General features: G+C 66.7%; 17 protein-coding genes. 15 read left to right on the top strand and 2 right to left on the bottom strand.

Features of this window, described 5'->3' with window-relative positions:
* Nucleotides 1-78 precede the first annotated feature (78 nt).
* Together EJ903_RS15360 and EJ903_RS15355 are read right to left on the bottom strand one after the other, a co-directional pair.
* Nucleotides 79-1,509, bottom strand: a complete 1,431-nt coding sequence (locus EJ903_RS15360) for an aldehyde dehydrogenase family protein (RefSeq protein ID WP_126616970.1) — start codon at nucleotides 1,507-1,509, stop codon at nucleotides 79-81.
* Nucleotides 1,510-1,516: 7 nt separating this feature from the next.
* On the bottom strand, nucleotides 1,517-2,689 hold the full coding sequence (locus EJ903_RS15355) for an MFS transporter (protein ID WP_126616968.1): 1,173 nt from the start codon (nucleotides 2,687-2,689) through the stop codon (nucleotides 1,517-1,519).
* Between the two features lie 514 nt (nucleotides 2,690-3,203).
* Here EJ903_RS15355 and EJ903_RS15350 point away from each other — a divergent pair.
* From EJ903_RS15350 to EJ903_RS15280, 15 genes are all read left to right on the top strand, one after another.
* Complete coding sequence (locus EJ903_RS15350; RefSeq protein ID WP_126616966.1) at nucleotides 3,204-4,667, top strand: amidase; 1,464 nt, start codon at nucleotides 3,204-3,206, stop codon at nucleotides 4,665-4,667.
* A gap of 85 nt (nucleotides 4,668-4,752) precedes the next feature.
* Nucleotides 4,753-5,346, top strand: coding sequence for a TetR/AcrR family transcriptional regulator (locus tag EJ903_RS15345; RefSeq protein WP_246015610.1), 594 nt, complete (start codon nucleotides 4,753-4,755; stop codon nucleotides 5,344-5,346).
* Between the two features lie 28 nt (nucleotides 5,347-5,374).
* A complete protein-coding gene (locus EJ903_RS15340) occupies nucleotides 5,375-6,736 on the top strand; it encodes a flavin monoamine oxidase family protein (protein ID WP_126616962.1) in 1,362 nt (453 codons plus the stop codon).
* Between the two features lie 42 nt (nucleotides 6,737-6,778).
* Nucleotides 6,779-7,837 carry an agmatinase gene (gene speB, locus EJ903_RS15335; RefSeq protein ID WP_126616960.1) on the top strand — a complete coding sequence of 353 codons (1,059 nt, stop codon included), beginning with the start codon at nucleotides 6,779-6,781 and terminating at the stop codon, nucleotides 7,835-7,837.
* Nucleotides 7,838-8,075: 238 nt separating this feature from the next.
* Entirely contained in the window at nucleotides 8,076-9,107 is a 1,032-nt protein-coding gene (locus tag EJ903_RS15330) for an HD-GYP domain-containing protein (protein WP_126616958.1), read from the top strand.
* A 198-nt stretch (nucleotides 9,108-9,305) separates the two neighbouring features.
* Nucleotides 9,306-9,647: an STAS domain-containing protein gene (locus tag EJ903_RS15325; protein ID WP_158627943.1), complete on the top strand. Its 342-nt coding sequence runs from the start codon at nucleotides 9,306-9,308 to the stop codon at nucleotides 9,645-9,647.
* Nucleotides 9,622-9,990, top strand: a complete 369-nt coding sequence (locus tag EJ903_RS15320) for a response regulator (RefSeq protein ID WP_126616954.1) — start codon at nucleotides 9,622-9,624, stop codon at nucleotides 9,988-9,990. The genes EJ903_RS15325 and EJ903_RS15320 overlap by 26 nt, the downstream gene beginning before the upstream one ends.
* Nucleotides 9,987-12,032, top strand: coding sequence for a chemotaxis protein CheA (locus EJ903_RS15315; protein WP_126616953.1), 2,046 nt, complete (start codon nucleotides 9,987-9,989; stop codon nucleotides 12,030-12,032). The genes EJ903_RS15320 and EJ903_RS15315 overlap by 4 nt, the downstream gene beginning before the upstream one ends.
* A gap of 20 nt (nucleotides 12,033-12,052) precedes the next feature.
* Nucleotides 12,053-12,505: a chemotaxis protein CheW gene (locus EJ903_RS15310; RefSeq protein ID WP_126616951.1), complete on the top strand. Its 453-nt coding sequence runs from the start codon at nucleotides 12,053-12,055 to the stop codon at nucleotides 12,503-12,505.
* Nucleotides 12,506-12,539: 34 nt separating this feature from the next.
* On the top strand, nucleotides 12,540-14,792 hold the full coding sequence (locus EJ903_RS15305) for a HAMP domain-containing methyl-accepting chemotaxis protein (protein WP_126616949.1): 2,253 nt from the start codon (nucleotides 12,540-12,542) through the stop codon (nucleotides 14,790-14,792).
* A gap of 83 nt (nucleotides 14,793-14,875) precedes the next feature.
* The gene (locus EJ903_RS15300; RefSeq protein WP_126616947.1) at nucleotides 14,876-15,400 is read left to right on the top strand and encodes a chemotaxis protein CheW; all 525 of its coding nucleotides are present in this window, start codon (nucleotides 14,876-14,878) and stop codon (nucleotides 15,398-15,400) included.
* The gene (locus EJ903_RS15295) at nucleotides 15,397-16,263 is read left to right on the top strand and encodes a CheR family methyltransferase (RefSeq protein WP_126616945.1); all 867 of its coding nucleotides are present in this window, start codon (nucleotides 15,397-15,399) and stop codon (nucleotides 16,261-16,263) included. Before EJ903_RS15300 ends, EJ903_RS15295 begins: the two co-directional genes overlap by 4 nt.
* A gap of 3 nt (nucleotides 16,264-16,266) precedes the next feature.
* A complete protein-coding gene (locus EJ903_RS15290) occupies nucleotides 16,267-17,379 on the top strand; it encodes a protein-glutamate methylesterase/protein-glutamine glutaminase (protein WP_126616943.1) in 1,113 nt (370 codons plus the stop codon).
* 53 nt (nucleotides 17,380-17,432) lie between these two features.
* Nucleotides 17,433-19,187 (top strand): methyl-accepting chemotaxis protein, encoded by a 1,755-nt coding sequence (locus EJ903_RS15285; RefSeq protein ID WP_126616941.1) that lies wholly within the window; start codon nucleotides 17,433-17,435, stop codon nucleotides 19,185-19,187.
* Between the two features lie 302 nt (nucleotides 19,188-19,489).
* A complete protein-coding gene (locus EJ903_RS15280) occupies nucleotides 19,490-21,658 on the top strand; it encodes a tetratricopeptide repeat protein (RefSeq protein ID WP_246015608.1) in 2,169 nt (722 codons plus the stop codon).
* The last annotated feature ends 12 nt before the right edge of the window (nucleotides 21,659-21,670 follow it).

Below are 21,670 nucleotides of genomic sequence, written 5' to 3'. Positions count from 1 at the left end.
GTGTGGTTCGTTGTGTGATTGATGGGGCGGCGGCCGACGGCGTTTCACCGTCGGATCCACCTCCGCCTTTGCGGGCGATCAGGTCGGATCGACGCCGACCACGCCCTTGATCTCCAGGAATTCGGCCAACCCGAATTCGGCGTATTCACGACCGTTGCCGGATTGGCCATAACCCCCAAAGGGGGCCGCCGGATCCCAGGCCGGGCCGTTCAGATAGATCGTGCCCGCCCGCAGCCGCCGGGCCACCGCGCCCGCCCGCTTCGGATCGCCGGACTGGACGTAACCGGCCAAGCCATACACGGTGTCGTTGGCGATGCGGATCGCGTCCTCTTCGTCCTGATAGGTCAGGATGGACAGGACGGGGCCGAAGATCTCCTCGCGCGCGATGGTCATGCCGGGGGTTACGCGGCCGAAGATGGTCGGACGGACGTAGTAGCCGCGCTCCAGCCCGGCGGGGCGTCCGGTTCCGCCGGTCAGCAGATCGGCTCCCTCGGCGATGCCCAGCTCGATCATCCGCTGAATCTTCTGGAACTGCGTTGCGTTCGACACCGGGCCGAGCGTGGTCGCCGGGTCCAGCGGATCGCCGACCGTGATCGCGGCGGCGGCGGCCACCGCCAGGGCGGCGACCCGCTCATACTGATCCGCCGCCACCAGAAGCCGGGTGGGTGCGTTGCAGGATTGGCCGCTGTTGTTGAAGCAGCGCTGCACCGCCTCCGTCACCGCCTTGGGCAGGTCGGCGTCGGGCAGGATGATGTTGGCGGATTTGCCGCCCAGCTCCTGCGTCACCCGCTTCACCGTGTCGGCGGCCAGCTTGGCGACCGCGACGCCCGCGCGGGTGGAGCCGGTGAAGGACACCACGTCGATGCCGGGATGGGCGGCGATGGCCTGCCCCACACCCGGCCCATCGCCCTGGACCAGATTGAACACACCGGGGGGAACGCCCGCCGCGTGCATCACCTCGGCGAACAGGGCGGCGCTGACCGGGGCCAGTTCGCTCGGTTTCAGGACCATGGTGCAACCGGCGGCGATGGCGGGGGCCACCTTGCACAGGATCTGGTTCATCGGCCAGTTCCACGGGGTGATGAATCCGGCCACGCCGATCGGTTCGCGCAGGATGCGCAGGTCGCCCCGCTTTTCCTCGAACGCAAAGGCGCGCGCGGTCGCGATCATCTGGTGCAGATGCGCCGCGCCGATTCCGGCCTGGACCTGCCGGGCGAAACCCAGCGGCGCGCCCATTTCCTGGCTCATCGCGTCGCCCAGATCGGCGATCCGGGTCTCATACGCCGCCAGGATGGCGACCAGCAGGTCGATGCGCTCCGCCGGGGTGCTTTGCGAAAAGCCGACGAAGGCCCGCCGCGCCGCCGACACGGCGCGGTCAACGTCCGCCGCGTTGCCAAGCGCGACCTGGGTGAAGGCCGTTTCCGTGGCCGGGTTGATGACGTCGATCAGGCGCGGCGCGTCGGGGGCCGTCCATTGACCGTCGATGTAGAACCGGGTGGTGTCCGCCATAATCAGGTTATCCGTGAGACAGGGAGGGAGAGGATGCCTGGGCCGATCCGGCGGGCGAGCGCCAGCGCGCCCACCCATAGGCCAAGGCGGAGATGAGAAACAGCGCGGAGCCTTCGACCACCACGGCACCATAACCGCTCCAGTCGATGGTGAAGCCCGCCAGCAGCGGCCCCAGCGCGGCCCCGCCGCCGATGATCATGTTGGACAGGATGACCATGGCCCCCTGGTCATCGGATTCGGCCAGCGCGGCCAGCAGCATCGGCAACAGGAAGGCCCAGAGGATTTGCAGCAGGATCGTGGCGGCGGAAAACGCCGTGTGATCCTTGGTCAGGGTCAAGACCGCCAGGCAGGCGATCAGGCCGACGTAGCTGCCGATCGACCAGCGGCCTTGCCACGCGCTGCCCCCGGTGTAGGACGCCAGGAAAGAGCCGATGACGCTCACCCCCATCGCGCCGGAGGTCAGGATGCCGATGTCGATTTCGGAAAAGCCGATCTCGGATCCGGGGATGCCCAGAAAGGCCCAGCCGCCGCCGATCGCCACGTAAAAGCAGAAGATCGCCAGCATGTTCAGGCGCGCCGCCGGGCGTGCCGCGTGGCCGTCGGCCTGCGGGGGCAGCATCTTGTCCGCCGGGAAGCCGCTCAGGAAGGGCAGGGCGAGCAACGCGGCGATCGCGAGAACGCCATACAGGCCGCCCAGCCCGGTGTGCGGGAACAGATCGGGCAGGTAGAGCAGTCCCGCTGCCGATGTCACCGTCTGCCCGCCGGTCCAGAAGGCGAAGGAGCGCGGCGGGTTTTCCGACCGCGCGGCGGTCAGCAGGCACACGACCGACAGAACGCCGCCCGCCGCCCCGGCGATGACGCGGGCGGTCAGAAACCACGGGATCGCGGTGGCCATTGTGGACAGAAGGTTGGAGAGGATGAACAGCAGGGTTGCCAGCGCCACCAGACGGCGCGGGGTGATCCGGCGCAGCATCCGCACCGCCGGAATCGAAATCAGCGAGGCACCCGCCAGTTCCCCGGCCATCAACAGGCCGATGGTTCCCGGCGACCATTCCATCTGAACGGCCATCTGCCCGGCGATCACCGGCGAAATCAAAAAGGTGTAGGGGCCGACAAGGCCAAACAGCGTGATGGCGGCCACCGATTGGAGGCTGTCGTGGGGTGCCGATGACGAACTCATGCTCTGTCTCCCAGAATGGCGGTGGGCGGAAGAATCCTGTTCAGCGGCATTCCGTGTTCAGCCGAGCGTTGGGCGCGGCCGCAGGAATGTCCATGTCGTTTTTTGCTTCATCGGTTGGGTCGGCGTGGCGGGCGGGCGACCAACCGGTGTTGAACCGGTTGCGGCCAATCTCCGCGTTCTCAAGACGGTGTTGGCGGGGTTGGGCTGCGCCTCCTGCCGGGTGGGTGTGAGAGGGCTTGCGGGCGGCAAACGGCGCGTTCGGACGCGCGCGTCACCGCCCGTGACGGGGCGATTCTGGCCGGATCACAAAAATATAGTCAAATGACCAAATCGTTTGACCAAGATGCAGATCGGGTGATATCGGTGTCAAGCGAAACATGAACAAAAACGCCCAGCCCGGCTGTGACCCGGCGTTGCCCCATCCGGCGCGCGGCGGCTGGCGGTCTTGTGTGATCGGACCTTTCGCAAGGGTCTTCGAGACACAAGGGTCTTCGAGACAAGGGATTGCGCGCACATGAACAGGGACGCCCATCACCCCACCCCGTCCACCCCCGCCCCCGCCGATCCCTGGCGGTGGGACGCCGCAACGCTGGCGGGTCGCCTGGCCCGGCGCGAGCTGTCGGCGCGCGAGGCGGTTCAAAGCTGCCTGGATCGGTTGGACGCGGTGAATCCGCGCATCAACGCCGTGGTCGATGCCCCGCACGCGGCGGCGCTGGCCGCCGCCGACCGGGCGGACGCGCTGGCCGCTTCCGGCGCGGCGCTGCCGCCGCTGCACGGCGTGCCGGTGACGACCAAGATCAACGTCGATCAGGTCGGCGTTGCCACCACCAACGGCGTTCGCGCCTTCACCGGTTTGATCGCCGACAGCGACAGCCCGTCCATCGCCAATCTGCGGCGGGCCGGGGCCGTGTTCCTGGGGCGGACCAACGCGCCGCCCTTCTCCCTGCGCTGGTTCACCGACAACGACCCGCATGGCTTGACGCTCAACCCCTGGGATCCGGCGCTCAACGTCGGCGGATCGAGCGGCGGCGCGGCGGCGGCGGTGGCGACCGGGATCGGGCCGATTGCTCATGGCAACGATCTGGCCGGGTCGGTGCGTTTGCCCGCCAGCGCCTGCGGCGTCTATGGCCTGCGGCCCACCACCGGGCGGATTCCGGCCTTCAACCCGACCGGCACGGCGGAACGGTCGCTGTGCCTGCAACTGGGGGCGACGCAAGGGGTGCTGGCCCGGTCGGTGCGCGACATCCGGCTGGGTCTGATGGCGATGAGCGCGCGCGATCCGCGCGATCCCTGGTGGGTTCCGGCCCCACTCGACCAGGAGGGCGACCGCGAGACCCAGCGGGTGGCGCTCTACACCGGTGCGGCCGATTGCGACGTCGATCCCGCCGTGTCCGCCGCCCTGCGCCGGGCCGGGGATTGGTTGAGCGACGCCGGTTACACAGTGGAGGAGGCCGCTCCGCCCCGGTTCGTCGAGGCGGCGGACCTGTGGATGACCCTGCTGGGCAACGAAATCCGCACTCCGGCGATGCAAGCCGCTCTGGCCCTGACGGACGAGGGGCTGCGGCGGTCGCAGGAGCTGACGATCCACTGGGCACCCGTGATGTCGGCGGAGGAGAGGCTGGCCGGGCTGGCGACGCGCACGACGCTGCAACGCGCCTGGACCCTGTTCTTCGAACGTTATCCGCTGCTGCTGCTTCCCACCTCCTGGCGGCTGCCTTTTCCGGTCGGTTACGACACGGTCGGGCCGGACGAGGCGCGCGCGGTTCTGCGGGCGCACAGCCCGTGCAGCGCCACGGCGATGCTGGGTGTCCCGGCGATTTCGGTCCCGGTCGTGCGCGCGCCCCTGCCCATCGGCGTTCAGATCGTCGGCGCGCGGTTCCGCGACGGTCTGTGTCTGGCCGCCGCCGCCGCGCTGGAGGCGCGGTTGGGGCCGGTCGATCCCATCGATCCCGTGGATGCCGCGAAAAAGCTCGTATGAACTGGTCATTTGACCTATTTTCGGTTCCCCGCCGATCCGTTCCGGGTCGGCGTCTGCCTGCCACCGTTGGAAAGGGAACCGGGTCGTGCTGCGGAGTCCAAAGAGTGAAGAAAAGCGCGAGGCGATTTTGCAAGCGGCGGTCGTCGTCATCGCCAAGAACGGTGTGCACGGAGCCACCACGCGGAAAATCGCCGCCGAAGCGGGGATCAACCTCGCCACGCTGCATTACCAGTTCGAGAACAAGGAGGCGATCCTGCTCAGTGTTCTGGGCCATCTGGCCTCGAAATACCGGCAGAATCTGGAACAGACCTTTGCCAGACCCGAACCCCTGCGGGATCGGATCGAACGTTTGCTGACCTACATCTGGGGTGAGGTCCAGAAGAACCCGCACGAGCAACTGACGCTGTTCGACCTGACTTTGTACGCCCTGACCACGCCGGGATCGGAGTGGATGGGGAAGAAGAAGTACGACGAGTATCTCGTGCTCTACCGGGACGCTCTGGCCTCCTCCAGCGAGATCACCGCCGGTTCGTTGGAAATCGATGTCGATGCCCTGACCAACTTCATCTTCACGGGCTTCATCGGACTCGTTCTGCAATGGCTGGCCACCGCCAACACGCCCCGCGCGCGGCAGCAACTCCAGACCCTCATCACCGCCGCGCAGCGCGTGTTCCTATGACCCATTCCTGATTCCCTATGGAGACACCATGGCCTCTTCCCCCCTGCACATCGCCGTCATCGGTGCCGGTTTCGCCGGGTTGACCGCCGCGCGCGCCCTGAAGGCCGCCGGGCACAGCGTGACCATTCTCGAAGCCCGTGACCGGGTGGGTGGGCGCATCCACACCAAGGCGGCGGCGGATGGAACCCCGGTGGATGTCGGTGGCCAATGGATCGGCCCCGGCCAGGATCGGGTTCTGGCGTTGGCCGAAGAATTGGGGGTCGAGACCTTCCCATCCTATGAGACGGGCGATAACCTGTGTCTGTTCAACGGCGAACGGATGCGCTTCTCCGGCATTCTGCCGCCCCACGCCCCCGAGGCGGTGGCGGAAACCGAGGCGACCTTCCAGGCGCTCGATGCCTTGGCCGCGACGGTGGACGCGGAGCGGCCCTGGACCTCGCCCAACGCGCAGGAGTTGGACAACCAGACCTTCGAAGCCTGGATCCAGCGCACCGCCCAGGGGCCGGAGGCGCGGTTCTGGATGCGCTTTCTGGCCAATTCGGTTCTGGCGGCGGACGCGCGCGAGCTGTCGTTGCTGCATGTGCTGTTCTATGTGAAGTCCGGCGGCGGTCTGGCCAGCCTCATCAGCATGTCGGGCGGCGCGCAGGAGCGGCGCTTCACCCGGGGTGCCCAGCATCTGGTCGAACGTCTGGCCGAGGATCTGCGCCCGAACCTGCGCTTCAATTGCCCGGTCACGGCGCTGCATCAGGACGAGCGCGGCGTGGTGGTCGAGCATGCCGGCGGCTCCTTGCCGGCCGACCGGGTGGTGGTGACGCTGCCGCCGACCCTGGCCGGCCGCCTGCGCTATTCCCCCGCCTTGCCCGGCGCGCGCGATCACCTGACCCAACGGATGCCGATGGGGGCCTGCATCAAGATCCAGTGCGTCTACGCACGCCCGTTCTGGCGCGACGCGGGCCTGTCCGGCATGGCGATCACCGACGCCGGGCCGATCAGCCTTGTTTACGACAACTCTCCGGCGTCGGGCACGCCCGGCGTTCTGGTCGCCTTCATCGAGGGGGAGGAGGCCAAGCTGTGGACCAACCGCAGCGCCGCCGACCGTCGAGCGGCGGTTCTGGGCGCGCTGGTCGATCTGTTCGGTCCGGACGCGGCGGCGGTCCGGGAGTTCATCGAACAATCCTGGTTGGAGGAGGAGTTCTCGCGCGGCGGTTATGGCGGCTTCCTGGTCCCCGGCGCGTGGACCACGCTGGGACCGGCGCTGCGCCAGCCTTGCGGCCGCATTCATTGGGCCGGGACCGAAACCGCCAGCCAATGGGCGGGGTACATGGACGGCGCGATCCGCTCGGGCGAACGCGTCGCGGCGGAAATCCTGGCCATCGCCGCCGCTCAATAACACCCGAACGGGTCAACACCATCCGAACAGTGGGAGTCTTCCATGGTTGACAGCGCGAAACTCGCCCGGCTGCGCGCGCGGTACGGCGCGGCCTCGCCCGCCGATTTCTTCGATCCCCATTTCCAGCAGGTCGCGGCGGCGGTGTTCCAGGGGGCCGACGCCCCACGCCCGCCCTACAGTGACGCCGGAACGTTGCTGGACGCGCCGTTGCGCCCTGATTTTGCGTCTTTGCCGGACTTTGGCGGGCTGGACATGGCGCTCATCGGCATTCCGCTGGATTTGGGCGTGACCAACCGGGCCGGTGCCCGCTTTGGCCCGCGCGCCGTGCGCGGGGTGGATCGCATCGGCCCCTACGATCATGCGCTGCGCATGGCCCCGGCGACCGAAATCGCGGTGGCGGACATCGGCGATGTGCCCTTTGCCAATTACCTCAGCCATGATTCCTGCCACGCCGACATCCAGGCCTTTTACGGGCGCATCATGGACGCCGGGGTGATTCCGTTGAGCGTTGGCGGCGATCATTCCGTCACCGCCTCCATCCTCAAGAATCTGGGCCGGTCGGAACCGGTCGGTCTCGTGCATTTCGACGCCCATTGCGACACCAGCGGGGTGGGCGACGGTGCCCGTTTCCACCACAGCGGTCCGTTCCGCACGGCGGTTCTGGACGGTGTTCTGGATCCCGACCGGACCATCCAGATCGGCATCCGGGGCAGCGCCGAGTTCTTTTGGGAATTCTCCTATGAGTCCGGCATGACCGTTCTGCACGCCGAGGATGTCCAGGAGATGGGCCTGAAGGCGGTGATCGCCAAGGCGCGGGAGGTGGTTGGGACCGGGCCGGTCTATGTCTCCTTCGACGTCGATTGTCTCGATCCGGTCTTTGCCCCCGGAACCGGCACCCCGGAGGTTGGCGGCCTGACCTCGCGCGAGGCGCTGACCATTTTGCGCGGGCTGGATGGGTTGGATGTGATCGGTGCCGACGTGGTGGAGGTGGCCCCGCAATACGACCCGACCAGCAACACCGCGCAGGTGGCCGCGCAAATCCTGTTTGTGGAACTCTGCCTTGCCACCCGGGCCTTGCAGCGCCGCCGCAACGGCGGCTGACGTTGGGAGATTGAAGACCGGTGAGCGCTGGCCCTTCGCAAGCGCTCATCGGTCGCCGCGACCTGTCACGTCCTTGGTGCGCCCGTGTTCGGAACCGGCCACGCGGTCCATGTCGGGCGAACGCTCGGCAAAGGTGGGAAAGGCCTCCGGACAGACCGCCACCCCTGCGGGCCAGCCCTGATTGCTCCCTCGGATGCCGCAAGCGTATTGTTGGCTGCGCTGACGATGGGCGGGTGAGATGAAAGTTGCCGTTGTTGACGACAGTGACAGTTCCCTGTCCCTCATGTCCGGGTTGGTCGCCGCCCTGGACAACGTCGAAGCCGTGCCGTTTTCCCGTGCGACGGACGCCCTGATATGGATTGGACAGAATCCGGTCGATCTGGTCATCGTTGATTACCTGATGCCATCCCTCAACGGATTGGGATTCATCGAGCTGTTTCGTCGCGACCCGAAGCAGGCGTCGATTCCCGTCATCATGGTGACGTCGTCGGAATCAAAGGACGTGCGTTACATGGCCCTGCAATTGGGGGCGACGGATTTCCTGACCAAGCCGATCGATCCGGTCGAGTTCACCGCGCGCGTCAACAACACCCTTGAAGCGCATCGGGCGCACAAGGCCATGGCCGATCAGTCGGCATGGCTGGCCAGCGAAGTGGCCCGCGCCACCGAACGGCTGCTGGATCGGGAGCGCGAGGCCCTGCTGGTTCTGGGGCGCACCGCCGAACATCGCGATCCCGAAACCGGACGTCACCTGACCCGCATGTCCCACTATTCATGGCTCATTGCGCTGGCCTTGGGGCTGCCCACCGATCAGGCCGCCCGCATCAAGGTGGCCAGCCCGTTGCACGATGTGGGCAAGGTGGCGATTCCCGATCACATCCTGCTCAAACCGGGAAAACTGACCCCCGACGAGTTTGCGATCATGAAGGGGCACGCCCAGCATGGAGCCAACATCCTGGCGGGCAGCCAATCGCCGTTGCTGCAACTGGCCTGCGAGATCGCCCTGTCCCACCATGAATGGTTCGACGGCAGCGGCTATCCCAACGGCTTGAGCGGCGACGCGATCCCGTTGTCGGGCCGGATCGTCGCGGTTGCCGATGTGTTTGACGCCCTGACCACCACCAGACCCTACAAGACGCCGTGGAGCTTCGAAGACGCGCACGACCATCTGCGCACCGGGGCTGGTTGTCATTTTGATCCGGTGTGCGTGACGGCCTTTGGCTCCGTTCTTTCGGACATCCGGGATGTTTTTGAAGCGAACAGGGAATGAATAATCCGGGCAGGCGAAAACAAATCCCAAACTATAGAAATGATATCTGCAACGCTTTGATTTTAATAACCAATTATATTTGAGTGCATTTGTTTTAATTCAGGATCTCCCCGTATCGATCCGAGTTCATTCATCATCTACAATCCATTTCATCGCTGAAATCGATCCTGTCTGTTTCGGCTCAAAGGGATGGTTCTGATGGACGATGGATTTCCGACCACCACATTGCGCCTGTCGGGCAGCGAGACCATCGCGCAGGTCGATGGGCTGTGCGACCGGCTGCGGGCCTCTCTGCAGGCATCGCACTCGGTGATTGTCGATTGCGACGCCCTGGAGGAAGCCGATCTTGCCTTGGTGCAGGCGTTGATCGCCGCGCGTCTCAGCGCGCAGCGTCGCCGCACCGCCTTTCATCTCAAACACCCACTGTGCGAGCCGCTGTCGGATGCGCTGCGACGCGGCGGCTTTTTCAACGATCCGCAACACGCCGCATTTTGGACAGGGGGGGACGAACAGCATGCCCAAGACCATTCTCAGCGTTGATGACTCGGCCAGCATGCGCCAGATGGTCAAGCTCACCCTGTCGTCGGCGGGCTATCAGGTGGTGGAGGCGACGGATGGCCGCGACGCGCTGGCCAAGGCCAAGGCCGGAAGCTTCCACATGGTTCTGACCGATCTGAACATGCCGAACATGGATGGCTTGTCGCTGATCCGGGAATTGCGCGCCCTGTCGGCCTATCGCGGCGTGCCGATTGTCTTCCTGACCACCGAATCCGACGCTGGAAAAAAGAACGAGGCCAAGGCCGCCGGGGCCACCGCCTGGGTCGTCAAACCCTTCCAGCAGGACCAGCTTCTGGGTGTGGTTCGCAAGGTCATCGGGCCATGACCAACCGCACCGATCCCGCCCAGATCTTTCGCGAGGAATCCGCTGAACTGCTGGCCGAGCTGGAAAGCACGCTTTTGCTGTTGGAAGCCCGGCCGGACGACCGCGACCTGCTCGACACCGCGTTCCGCGCCCTGCACACGATCAAGGGATCGGGTGCCATGTTCGGGTTCGACGCGGCGGCGGCCTTCACCCACCATCTGGAAAGCGCGTTTGACCGCATGCGGACGGGCGCGCTGGCACCCAATTCGGTTCTGATCGGGGTGGCTCTGGCTGCCAAGGACCACATCCGCGCCCTGATCGAAACCCCCGCCCTGGCCGATGCGGCGGAAGGCGACCGGTTGTTGGCGCTGGTCGCCGCGCAGACCGATGCGCCGGGGGCCGCCCCATCGCCCTCCGTTGCGTCCAATCTGGTCCAGGGGGCCGACAGCCCGGTGCGCGCGTGGCGGATTCGTTTCCGTCTGGCTCCGGACGCGATGGAGCGGGGGACGAATCCCCTGCTGCTGCTGGACGAGCTGCGTGGCCTGGGGGATGCGACCGTCCGCGCTGTGACCGACGCGGTCCCGCCGCTGGAGGAATTGGACCCCAGCCGTTGCGCCCTGGCCTGGGATGTGACGCTGACCACCGCCGAACCGCTGTCCACCATCCAGGATGTCTTTATCTTTGTGATGGACGACACCGATCTGACCATCGACGCGGTGGCCCCCGACGCCCCGGCGGGTGTCGAGGCACCGCCCGCCCCGGCGCAACCGATCATTCCGCTCGCCAGCGCCGCCCGCACGGACACCGTTGCGACACGGCCACCCCAATCCGCGCCCGTTCCGGCATCCGGGGAGCGCGCCGCCGCCGCCAACGCAAACACCGCCAGTTCCATCCGTGTGCCCGCCGAGCGCCTGGACGATCTGATGGATCAGGTTGGTGAACTTGTGATCGCGCAGGCCCGCCTGAAGCAGTTGATCGGAGCCAGCACGGATCTTCAGATCAAATCGGTGGCCGAGGAGATCGAACGTCTGTCGAACGGGTTGCGCGACATCACCATGGGCATCCGCATGGTCCCGATCGGCTCGCTGTTCGGGCGGTTCCGCCGTCTGGTCCGCGATCTGTCGCAGGAATTGGGCAAGGACGTCGCCCTGACCATGTCGGGTGAAGACACCGAACTCGACAAGACGATGATCGAGCGGCTGAACGACCCGCTGATCCACATCATCCGCAACAGCCTGGATCACGGGCTGGAAACCGCCGACCAGCGCAGCGCCGGGGGCAAACCCCCGCAAGGCCACATCCATCTGTCCGCCCGCCACGCCGGAACCCAGGTGCTCATCACCATCCGCGACGACGGGCGCGGCCTGGACCGCGAGCGCATCCGCGCCAAGGCCGAGGAGCAGGAGTTGATCCAGCCCGGCGCGAAGCTGTCGGACGCCGAGCTGTTTCAACTGATCTTCCATCCCGGCTTCTCCACCGCGCGCACCCTGACCAGCCTGTCGGGCCGGGGCGTGGGCATGGACGTGGTCAAACGCACCATCGACGCGCTGCGCGGGACCATCGACATCGCCAGCACACCCAACCGGGGCACCGAAATCACCCTTGGCCTGCCCCTGACGCTGGCGATCATCGATGGGTTGCTGGTTCGGGTCGGGCGGGGGCGTTACGTCATCCCGCTGTTCGCGGTGGAGGAGTGCGTCGAACTGCCGCCCATGGCCGACAGCCGCCAGACCGGTCGCAATTTCCTGAACATCCGGGGCGCGTTGGTGCCCTTCATCCGGTTGCGCGAGAGCTTTGCGGTCACGCACCCGCCTGACATTTACCAGAAGGTGGTCATCATCTCCACCGGGGAGCGCCGGGTCGGGTTGGTCGTCGATCAGGTGCTGGGCGATCACCAGACGGTCATCAAATCCATGTCGAAGCTGCACGCCGATGTCGCCAATTTTTCCGGTGCCACCATTCTGGGCGACGGGTCGGTCGCGCTGATCCTGGACATTGGGCAACTGGTCGCCGCCGGTCAGGCGGTTGGGCAAACGGTTGAACCACAACGCGCCGCGTCGTGACGGCAGGGAGACGTTGCATCATGACCGACAGCCTGTCCCAGTCCTTCGAAGCCCTCACCCTCAATCTGGGTGGTGAGCTGTTCGCCATCGACGCCAATTGCGTGCACGAGATCCTGGACCTCATCCCGCAAACCGACGTGCCGGGTGCCCATCCCTTCGTGGACCGGCTCATCAACGTGCGGGGCAAGGTGGTCCCGCTGGCCGATCTGCGGATCAAGTTCGACATGGAGCGCACCCCGCCCACCATCGACACCCGCATCGTCGTCGTTGAAATCACGCTGGACGACGAGCCGACCGTGGTCGGTCTGCTCGCCGACAAGGTGTATGAGGTGACGACCATCGGCGGCGCCTCCATCGAAAAAACGCCCGACATCGGCATGCGCTGGCGTCCCGACTTCATCCGGGGCATCGGCAAGCGCGGTGCCGACTTCATCGTCATCCCCGACATCGTCCGCATCCTTTCGGTCCATTGACCGGCCCACGCGGTTCGCGCAGCGAGGAACCACCATGCGCATCACCATCAAAACCAAGATCATCACCGCGTTCAGCGCCGTGATCCTGCTGTCGGCCATCACCGCCGGTCTGGCGATCCGGGGGCTGGGCGAGTTGGACGACAAGATCGAGGAGCTGGTTAGCCAGTCGGCCCAGCGGGTCAGCCTCGCCCACCAGATCCCCAAACAGGTGTTCCTGATTCAACGCGAGGAAAAGAATTTTCTGCTGGCCAGTGAGGATGCCGACATTGACCGTTTCGACAAGGCGATCCTGACCCGGCGCGATGAAACGAAAACGATCTTCGACCAGTTCCGCAAGGTTGCGGACGGCGAAGGCCAAAAGAAGCTGGCGCAGGTGGAAAGCCAGTTCGCCGACTTCTCGGCCTCGCAGGACAAGGTCCGGGTGATCGGCCGGGTGCGCTCCAACAGCAAGGGGGCGGAACTGGTCAACGGCGCGGCCAACGATGCCTTCATCGCCGCCGATGAGGCGTTGCGCCCGCTGTTGGACCGGGTGGAGCGGGGGAGCGACGTTTCTGCGGTGCAACTGCGCATCGCCCACGCCATCCGCAAGATGACGACCGACTGGGGGCAGGCGCGGGTGATCCTGCGCAACAGCCTGCTGTCGTCCGACGACGCCAGCACCGAAGCGGCCCTGAAGCCGCTCCCCGCCCTGGTGGACAGCATCCGCGCCCAGCAGGAAGCCATTCGTGGCCTGTTGACCAGCGACGACGACATCCGCGCCTACGCCCTGTTCCTGGACAAATACCGCGCCTTTGAGAAGATTCGCGACGAGGTCATCGTCCTGACCCGCAAGAACACCGAGGTCAAGGCGTTGGCGCTGTCCATCGGCGAGGTGCGCGCCGCCGCCACCAAGCTGGCCACCGCGTCGGACGAGATGGTGGCGCAGGCCGAAAAGGGTATGGCCGACGACAAGCTGAAGGCCGATCAGACCTACGCCAACCTGCGCGCCATTCTGATTGCTGCGGTTGTCATCTCGTTGCTGTTGGCGGTCGGATCGGGGGCCTACATCGCCATCTCGGTGGCGCGGGGGCTGGCCAAGGCGGTTGAACTGGCCAACGCGGTGGCGATTGGCGATCTCGACCAGCGGGTCGATGCGTCGAGCGACGACGAAATCCGCGACCTCATCGCCGCCTTGAACAGCATGACCGAAAACCTGCGCAACACCGCCGTCGTCGCCAATGAAATCGCCCGTGGCAACCTGACGGTGGAGGCGCAACGCCTGTCCGACCGTGACGCGCTGGGCATCGCGCTGGAAACGATGCTGGAAAAGCTGCGCACCGTCGTCACCGACGCGTCCAGCGCCGCCGACAACGTCGCGGCGGGCAGCCAGGAACTGTCCGCCAGCTCCGAAGAGCTGTCGCAGGGGGCGACCGAACAGGCGTCTGCCGCCGAAGAGGCGTCGGCGTCGATGGAGGAAATGGCCGCCAACATCAAGCAGAACGCCGAAAACGCGACCCAGACCGAAAAGATCGCCCGCCAATCGGCCAAGGACGCCCAGGCGTCGGGCGAGGCGGTGAGCCGCACCGTGCAGGCGATGCAGACCATCGCCGAAAAGATCAGCATCGTGCAGGAAATCGCCCGCCAAACCGATCTGCTGGCCCTGAACGCCGCCGTCGAGGCCGCCCGCGCCGGGGAGCATGGCAAGGGCTTCGCCGTCGTCGCGTCGGAGGTGCGCAAGCTGGCCGAACGCAGCCAGGGGGCGGCGGCGGAAATCAGCGCGCTGTCCACCGAATCGACCAAGATCGCGCAGGAAGCCGGGCAGATGCTGGCCCGCCTGGTCCCCGACATCCGCAAGACCGCTGAACTGGTCGAGGAGATCAGCGCGGCCTGTCGCGAGCAGGACATCGGGGCCGAACAGATCAACCAGGCCATCCAGCAGCTCGACAAGGTGACGCAGCAGAATTCCAGCGCCTCGGAAGAGATGGCCGCGACGTCGGAAGAGCTGTCCTCCATGGCGGGGCGTTTGCAGGAAACGATCTCCTACTTCTCCGTCGATCAGGTGGACCGTCCGTCGGTGATGGCGGAACCGGTGGCGGCGGCCCCGGTGCGCCGCGCCCAGCCCATGGCCCGCATGACCCCACCGCCGCCGGTCAAACGCCCGGTCGGCTTCGTGAAGGCCAAGGCCGCCCCGGCGGCGGTGCTGCCGACCCGGCCGGCCAAGCTGAACGGCAAGGGCCATGGGCCGAAAATCAACCTGGAAGGCGGCAAGGGGGCCGATGAACTGGACGGTCGTTACACCGAGTTCTGACCCCCTGTCCCCGGCGGTGGACCAGCCACCACCGCCGGGGACGTTCACCGCCGTCCCGTTGCCCTCGTTTCCGGGAATGCCCCATGACCCGCCCCGAATCGTTTCGACCTGAATCGCCCCAACGCGAACTGTCGCGGGAACCGACCCAATACGTCACCATCGGGATCGACCGCGAAATCTTCGCCATCGAGGTTGGGAACGTCCGCGAGATTCTGGATCTGCAACCGATCGCCCGGCTGCCGCACGCCCCGGCCTTTCTGGTCGGCATGATCGACGTGCGCGGTCAGGGCGTTCCCACCATCGACCTGCGGCTGAAGCTGGGGCTGCCACCGGCGACGGCGACGGAGCACACGCGCATCCTGGTGCTGGATGTGCCGATCGACGGCACGCCGCTGACCATCGGCGTCATCGCCGACCGCGTGATCGAGGTGACGGCCCTGTCCGATCAGGCGTTGGAAGCGCCGCCGCGTGTGGGCGGGCGCTGGCGGTCCGACTGCATCCAGGCGATTGGCCGGGCCAACGGCGGATTCGTGATTGTGTTCGACGTCGTGCGCCTGTTTTCCAGTGACGCGGCGGTTCTGCTGACCCACCCCGGAGAGGCCGCATGACCGAGCCGTCCGCGCACCGCGTCATCAACGACAGTCTCAGCGCGCAGGATTTCACTCGTCTGGGGGCGATCATCCAGCAGCATTGCGGCATCCGCATGCCGCCGACCAAGCGCACCATGGTGGAAGGCCGCCTGCGCCGCCGGGTGCGCGCGCTGAAGCTGGACAGCATGCATGAGTATTGCCGCTATGTGCTGGACGGCGGGGCGCTGGACAGCGAGCTGGTCAACCTGATCGACGCCGTCACCACCAACAAAACCGACTTCTTCCGGGAAATCGAGCATTTCCGCTTTCTGTCCGAAGGCGGTCTCGACCATTTGGTCGGTCTGCCGCACCATCCCGGTCGCGACCGCCCGCTGAAATGCTGGAGTGCCGCCTGCTCGACCGGGGCGGAACCCTACACCCTGTCGATGCTGCTGCACGAGCACGCCCGCCGCCAGCCGCCCTTCCGTTTCGACATCATCGCCACCGACATCTGCACCGAGGTGCTGGCCACCGCGAAGCTGGGCATCTACCCCGCCGACATGGCGGGCATGATTCCGCGCGACTACGCGATGCGCTACGTCCGCCGCTCGCACGACCGGGAAAACCCGACCATCCGCCTCATCCCGCAAATCCGCCAGTCGGTGCGCTTCGGTCATCTGAACCTGATGGATTCCGCCTATCCGGTCGCCACCGACATGGATGTGATCTTCTTCCGCAACATCCTGATTTATTTTGACAAGCCGACGCAGAAGGCGGTTCTGCACCGGCTCTGTCACCATCTGCGTCCGGGTGGCTACCTGTTCGTCGGTCACAGCGAGACCATCGCGAACATGGACCTGCCGCTGACACAGGTTGCCTCGGCCATCTTCGTGCGGAGCTGACACATGGACCGGACACAGGCATCGGGAAAAATCCGCGTTCTCATCATCGACGATTCGGCGACGGTGCGGCAAACCCTGTCGTCCATCCTGTCCTCCGACCCCGAGATCGAGGTGATGGGCAGCGCCGCCGACCCCTACGCCGCTGTGCGCCGCATCGCCGACGAGGCCCCGGACGTCATCACCCTGGACGTGGAAATGCCGCGCATGGACGGCATCACCTTCCTGCGCAAGCTGATGAGCCAGCACCCGATCCCGGTGGTGATGTGCTCCTCCCTGGTGGAGGCCGGATCGGACACGTTGATGCAGGCGTTGGAGGCCGGGGCGGTGGACATCATCGTCAAGCCGCGCATCGACACCCGCCAGGCCCTGTTGGAAGCCCAGACGCTGATCTGCGACACGGTGAAGGCCGCCGCCCGCGCACGCCCCAACCGCCGCGCCACCGCCACCGCACCGTCCCGCACCCTGAATCCCGAACCCAAGCTCAGCGCCGACGTGATGATGCCGGCCCCGCACGGGCAGGCGATGGCCAAAACCACGGAAAAGGTGATCTGCATCGGCGCGTCCACCGGCGGAACCGAGGCTTTGCGCGCGGTCCTCGAATCCCTGCCCGCCGATGGACCCGGCATCGTCATCGTCCAACACATGCCCGAAAGCTTCACGGCGGCGTTCGCCCGGCGGTTGGACAGCCTGTGCGAGGTGGCGGTGCGGGAGGCCAAGGATGGCGACAGCGTGCTGCGCGGCCAGGTGCTGATCGCGCCGGGCAACCGCCACACCCTGCTGCAACGCAGCGGCGCGCGCTATTTCGTGACCGTCAAGGACGGGCCGCTGGTCTCGCGTCACCGGCCATCGGTGGATGTCCTGTTCCGCTCCGCCGCCCACTGCGCCGGGGCCAACGCGGTCGGCATCATCATGACCGGCATGGGCGACGACGGCGCGAACGGTCTGCTGGAGATGCGCAACGCCGGGGCCTTCACCATCGCCCAGGACGAGGACAGTTGCGTCGTGTTCGGCATGCCCAAGGAAGCGATCCAGCGCGGGGCCGCCGAAAAGATCGTCAGCCTGTCCGCCATCGCGCGGGAAATCGTCTGGCGCGGCAGCCGCGCCCACACCGCGTAACCCGGCGGAGGATCAGGATTATGGACGGAACGCCATGGCCCACGGGCAGGGGGGTGGTCGCAATCCCATCCGACACCGTCGCGACCTTGCGCGCGCTGTCGGACACGCTGGCGCGCGTCGCCGCCCCGATTGAAGGGGCGTTCGCGGCGGTCGGCGGTGATCTGGGCGACGCGCTCGCGGTGGTTGATGGCGTCGGTGGGGATTTCCAAACCCTGTCCGCCGCGCTCGACAACCCCGATGGGGTCAGCGCGGTGATGACGCTGACGCAAGCGCGCCAGGACACCATGGCACTGGCCACCAGCGCGCACGCCATGCTCGATCTTCTGGCCGCCCTGGATCAAGGCAGCGCGGTGTTGGGGCAGCGGCTTGCCACCTTGTCGACCGTCATCGGCGAAGTCACCGCCCTGGCCATCAACGCCAAGGTTCAGGCCGCCCAGATCCGGGCAGCCAACGTCGATTTCAGCGTGTTCAGCACCGAGATTGACCGCTTGCATGGTTTGGCCAACAGCACGACCCAGCAGGCCAGCGAACGGTTGACCGCGCTGCGCGCCGCCATCACCACGGCGCACCAGACCGCCACCCGGTTCCAGGTGGACAATGCCCGGGCGCTGGACGCCATTGGCGCCGAGTTGAACGCCAGCCTGAAGGACCTGTCCACCCGGCGGACGGCGGCGCGCGACGCGACGCGCGCCTTCGCCGCCCGTGTCGCCGACATCCGGGCGCGCACCGCCCAGTGCATCGTCAGCCTGCAGACGGGTGACATGACCCGCCAACGCCTGGAGCACATTCGCCACGCGCTGGATCTGCTGGGCGCGATGCTGTCGCCTGGAGCCGGGGCAGGGCCGGGGCTGGACTGGTTGGCGGCGCTTGACGACGAGCGCAAGGCCACGCTCCTGTCCGCCGTCTGCGATCTTCAGGCCCGGCAATTCACCCGCACCCGTTTGGACTTCTCCAGCCAGATTCAGGGGTTGCAAGGCCATCTCCAGGCGCTGGCCCGCGAAACGGACGCCATCGCCAACGACGCCCGCCGCTTGTTTCACGCCGAGGGTGGCAGCGACCGATCCTTTGTTGGTGCGGTCGCCGCCGATGTCGACCGGGCCATCGCCCTGCTCGCCAACTATCGCCTGGCGGATGCGCGCATCCGTGAGCAGGTCGTTGTGGTGTCCGATGGCTTCGCCGCCATGGCGCGCAACGTGTCCGCCATCTCATCAATTGACGCCGACATGCGGATCATGGCGTTGAACACCACCTTCAAATGCGCCCGGCTGGGTGACGCGGGCAAGGCGTTGGGGGTGGTGGCGCAGGAGTTGCGCGCGTGCAGCCGCCGCACCGAAGAGGCTTCGCGCGCCATCGCCGACGCGATCGGTGAGGCGACGACGCGCGCCGCCACGCTCAACAGCCAGTCCGCGCGCGATCATCAGACCGCCGCCGCCCTGACCACCGGCATGACGGTGTCCATGGCCGCCCTGAAGGGGTTGGAGCAGGAGCAGGACCGGGCGCTGTCCGGTTTGACCGCCCGCTGCGTTCGCGCTGCGGCCTTGCTGCAAAGCGGTGTGAACCGCCTGACGCTCGACTCGCGGTTGGAGGCGTCGGCGGCGGAGATCACGGACGCCTTGGGACGGATCGTTGCCCTTGTTCCCGACCACGCCGCAACGGACCGTGTGCAGGACGATGTCTTGCGTTTGCTGGCTGGCAAATACACCATGGCCAGCGAACGCATTGTCCATGACCTCTTCGCCACCAGCGACTCTGTTGCGGGCGGCCCGTCTTTGGAGGATGCCGGTGGTGGAGAGGTGGATTTCTTCTGACCGCACCGCCGTGGCGGTTCAGGGGGCGCGTGGTCCGTGCCTAACAAAATGATCCAGAACGGCGCAGGATGTTTCTTACCGGTCCGTAACAGAGATCAGAGGCGGGTGACAAGCCGCATCGGGTTTCACAGAAGGATCGGGTTGGGACCATGGATGGACACGCGATCAATCGAACAAAACCCCTGCGTCATTTGGCCACCGATCAGAACATCATCGGGCAACCCGCCGTTTTAGGCCGTCCAAGCGCAGATTTTATTCGACCATCGTCCAAATTGGATACGCCGGTTGACCAAAGAACCGCGATGACACGCGCGCTGTCAAGCGTGGTGGAGGGCGGACGGGCGTTGCTCGACCGTGGGCGGGTGGAGGCGGCAGAGGCCAACAGCCGCGCGGCCATGACGCTGGCTCCGGCGGCGGTGGAATCCCTTGGTCTGCTCGCGGCGGTCCGCATGGGGCAGAACCGCGCGATGGAGGCGGTGCGCTGGTTCCAACGGGCGGCGCGCGTGGCCCCGCGTGACGCCGCACCGCAACTCGGGCTGGGGCGGGCGCTGGAATCCCTGCGGCATGCCGACGCCGCGCTGCGCTGTTACCGGATGGCGGTGCGGTTGCGTCCAGAGGATGCGGGCGGCTGGATCACGCTGGCCAACGCCCTGCGCCGCTGGAATCGCGTTGCGGACGCCGCCGCCGCCTATGGCGAGGCGCTGCGCCTGAACGACCGGAATCCAACGGTCTGGGCCAGCCTTGCCGCCGCTTTGCAGGCGTTGGGCCGGGGTGACGACGCACGGCTGGCCTTCGCCCACGCCGTTGTGTTGCGCCCGGATGATGTGGACACGCGCGCCAATCTTGGCGTTCTTCATCTCAGCCTGGGCGCGCACGCCGCCGCGCAATCGGCCTTTGCCGTGGCGCTGGCGCTCGATCCCACCCATGCACCATCGTTGGTCAACATGGGGCTGTCCGACATGGCGCAGAAGCGCTGTGGTCAGGCCGCGCGCCAGCAGCGGCGCGCGCTGCTCTGCGACCCGGAACGGACCGAAGCCTGGAACAATCTGGGCAACGCGCTGAACGCTCTGGGGCGTGGGACCGATGCCGATGCCGCGTGGCGCGCCGCGCTTGCGCTCAATCCCCGGATGGTCGATGCGCTGACCAACCGCAGCGCCGCCTTGTCCACACGGGATCGCTTTGACGAGGCGTTGCGCGGCCTTGACCGTGCCCTGCGGTTGACGCCGACCCATCCCGGACTGCACGCGGCGCAGGGCCACGCGTTGGCGTCGGCGCAACGCCCAGCGGCGGCGATCAGCGCCTGCCGTCGGGCGCTGGCGCTGGTCCCGGCCATGGCGGATCCGCTCTGCACGCTGGGATTGATGGAACACGCTTTGGGAAACCGGCACGCCGACCGCTGGTTCACCCGCGCGGCGACCGCCACCCCGGATCACGCGCTGGCGCGCTTCAACCGTGGCCTTCTGGCGCTGGAGCGGGGGGAGCTGACCAACGGCTGGGCCGATTACGCCTATCGCTTCAAGGCTGGGCGGGCGCGGCCCGACCGTCGCTTCACCATTCCCGAATGGAACGGGGAGCCGCTGGCGGGCAAGCGCCTGTTTGTCTGGCGGGAACAGGGGGTGGGGGACGAGTTTCTGTTCGCCTCCTGCTACCCGGACCTGATCCGGCTGGCCGGTCGTGTGGTGATCGAATGCGACCGGCGGCTGGTCCCTCTCTTCGCCCGTTCCTTCCCCCGCGCCACCGTGCGCGCCGAACAGCCGGTGGAGGATCGCGGCGATCTGGAAACGGTCGATTGCGACTACCATGTGCCCGCCGGGTCGGTGCCCCGGCTGCTGCGGCAGACGCTGGGTGATTTTCCGCCCCGCAGCCGCTGGCTGGAGGCTGACGTCGAACGCATGGCCGATTGGCAGGACCGTTTGGAGGGGACCACCAACACCCTGCGGGTGGGGGTGAGCTGGCGCAGCGCGGTGATGACCGCTGACCGGTGCGGGGCCTATCTGCCGCTGGAATCGCTGGGCGCGCTGTTTGCGGTTCCCGGTGTCACCCTGGTCAATCTGCAATACGACGAGTGCCGGGAAGAATTGCGCGCCGCCAGCGCCCGGTTCAACCGTCCGATCCTGGGCTGGAACGGCCTGGATCTGCGCAACGATTTCGAGGAAACGGCGGCCCTGCTGTCATCGTTGGATCTGGTGATCGCGCCGGCCAATTCGGTGGGCGAACTCGCGGGCGCGCTGGGGGTGCCGGTCTGGCGCTTCTGCCGATCAGACTGGACCCGCTTGGGAACCGCCGGGCGTCCTTGGTACCCGTCCATGCGCGTGTACCACCCGATGCCGGGGGCCGATCTGGCCGACGCGGTGGCGCGGATGGCGGCGGATCTGCGGCGGTTGGTCGAGCTTGCGGGTGTTGGCCACGGCTCTGCGGGGTGCAGACACGCCAAAACACCGGACGCAACGCACGCGGTCCGGCTGCAATAGCGGATCTGAACC

The organism is Azospirillum griseum (assembly GCF_003966125.1).
GTDB lineage: Bacteria > Pseudomonadota > Alphaproteobacteria > Azospirillales > Azospirillaceae > Azospirillum > Azospirillum griseum.
The sequence above is the reverse complement of the archived record's forward strand: the minus strand, read 5'-3'. Positions and strand labels throughout refer to the sequence as shown.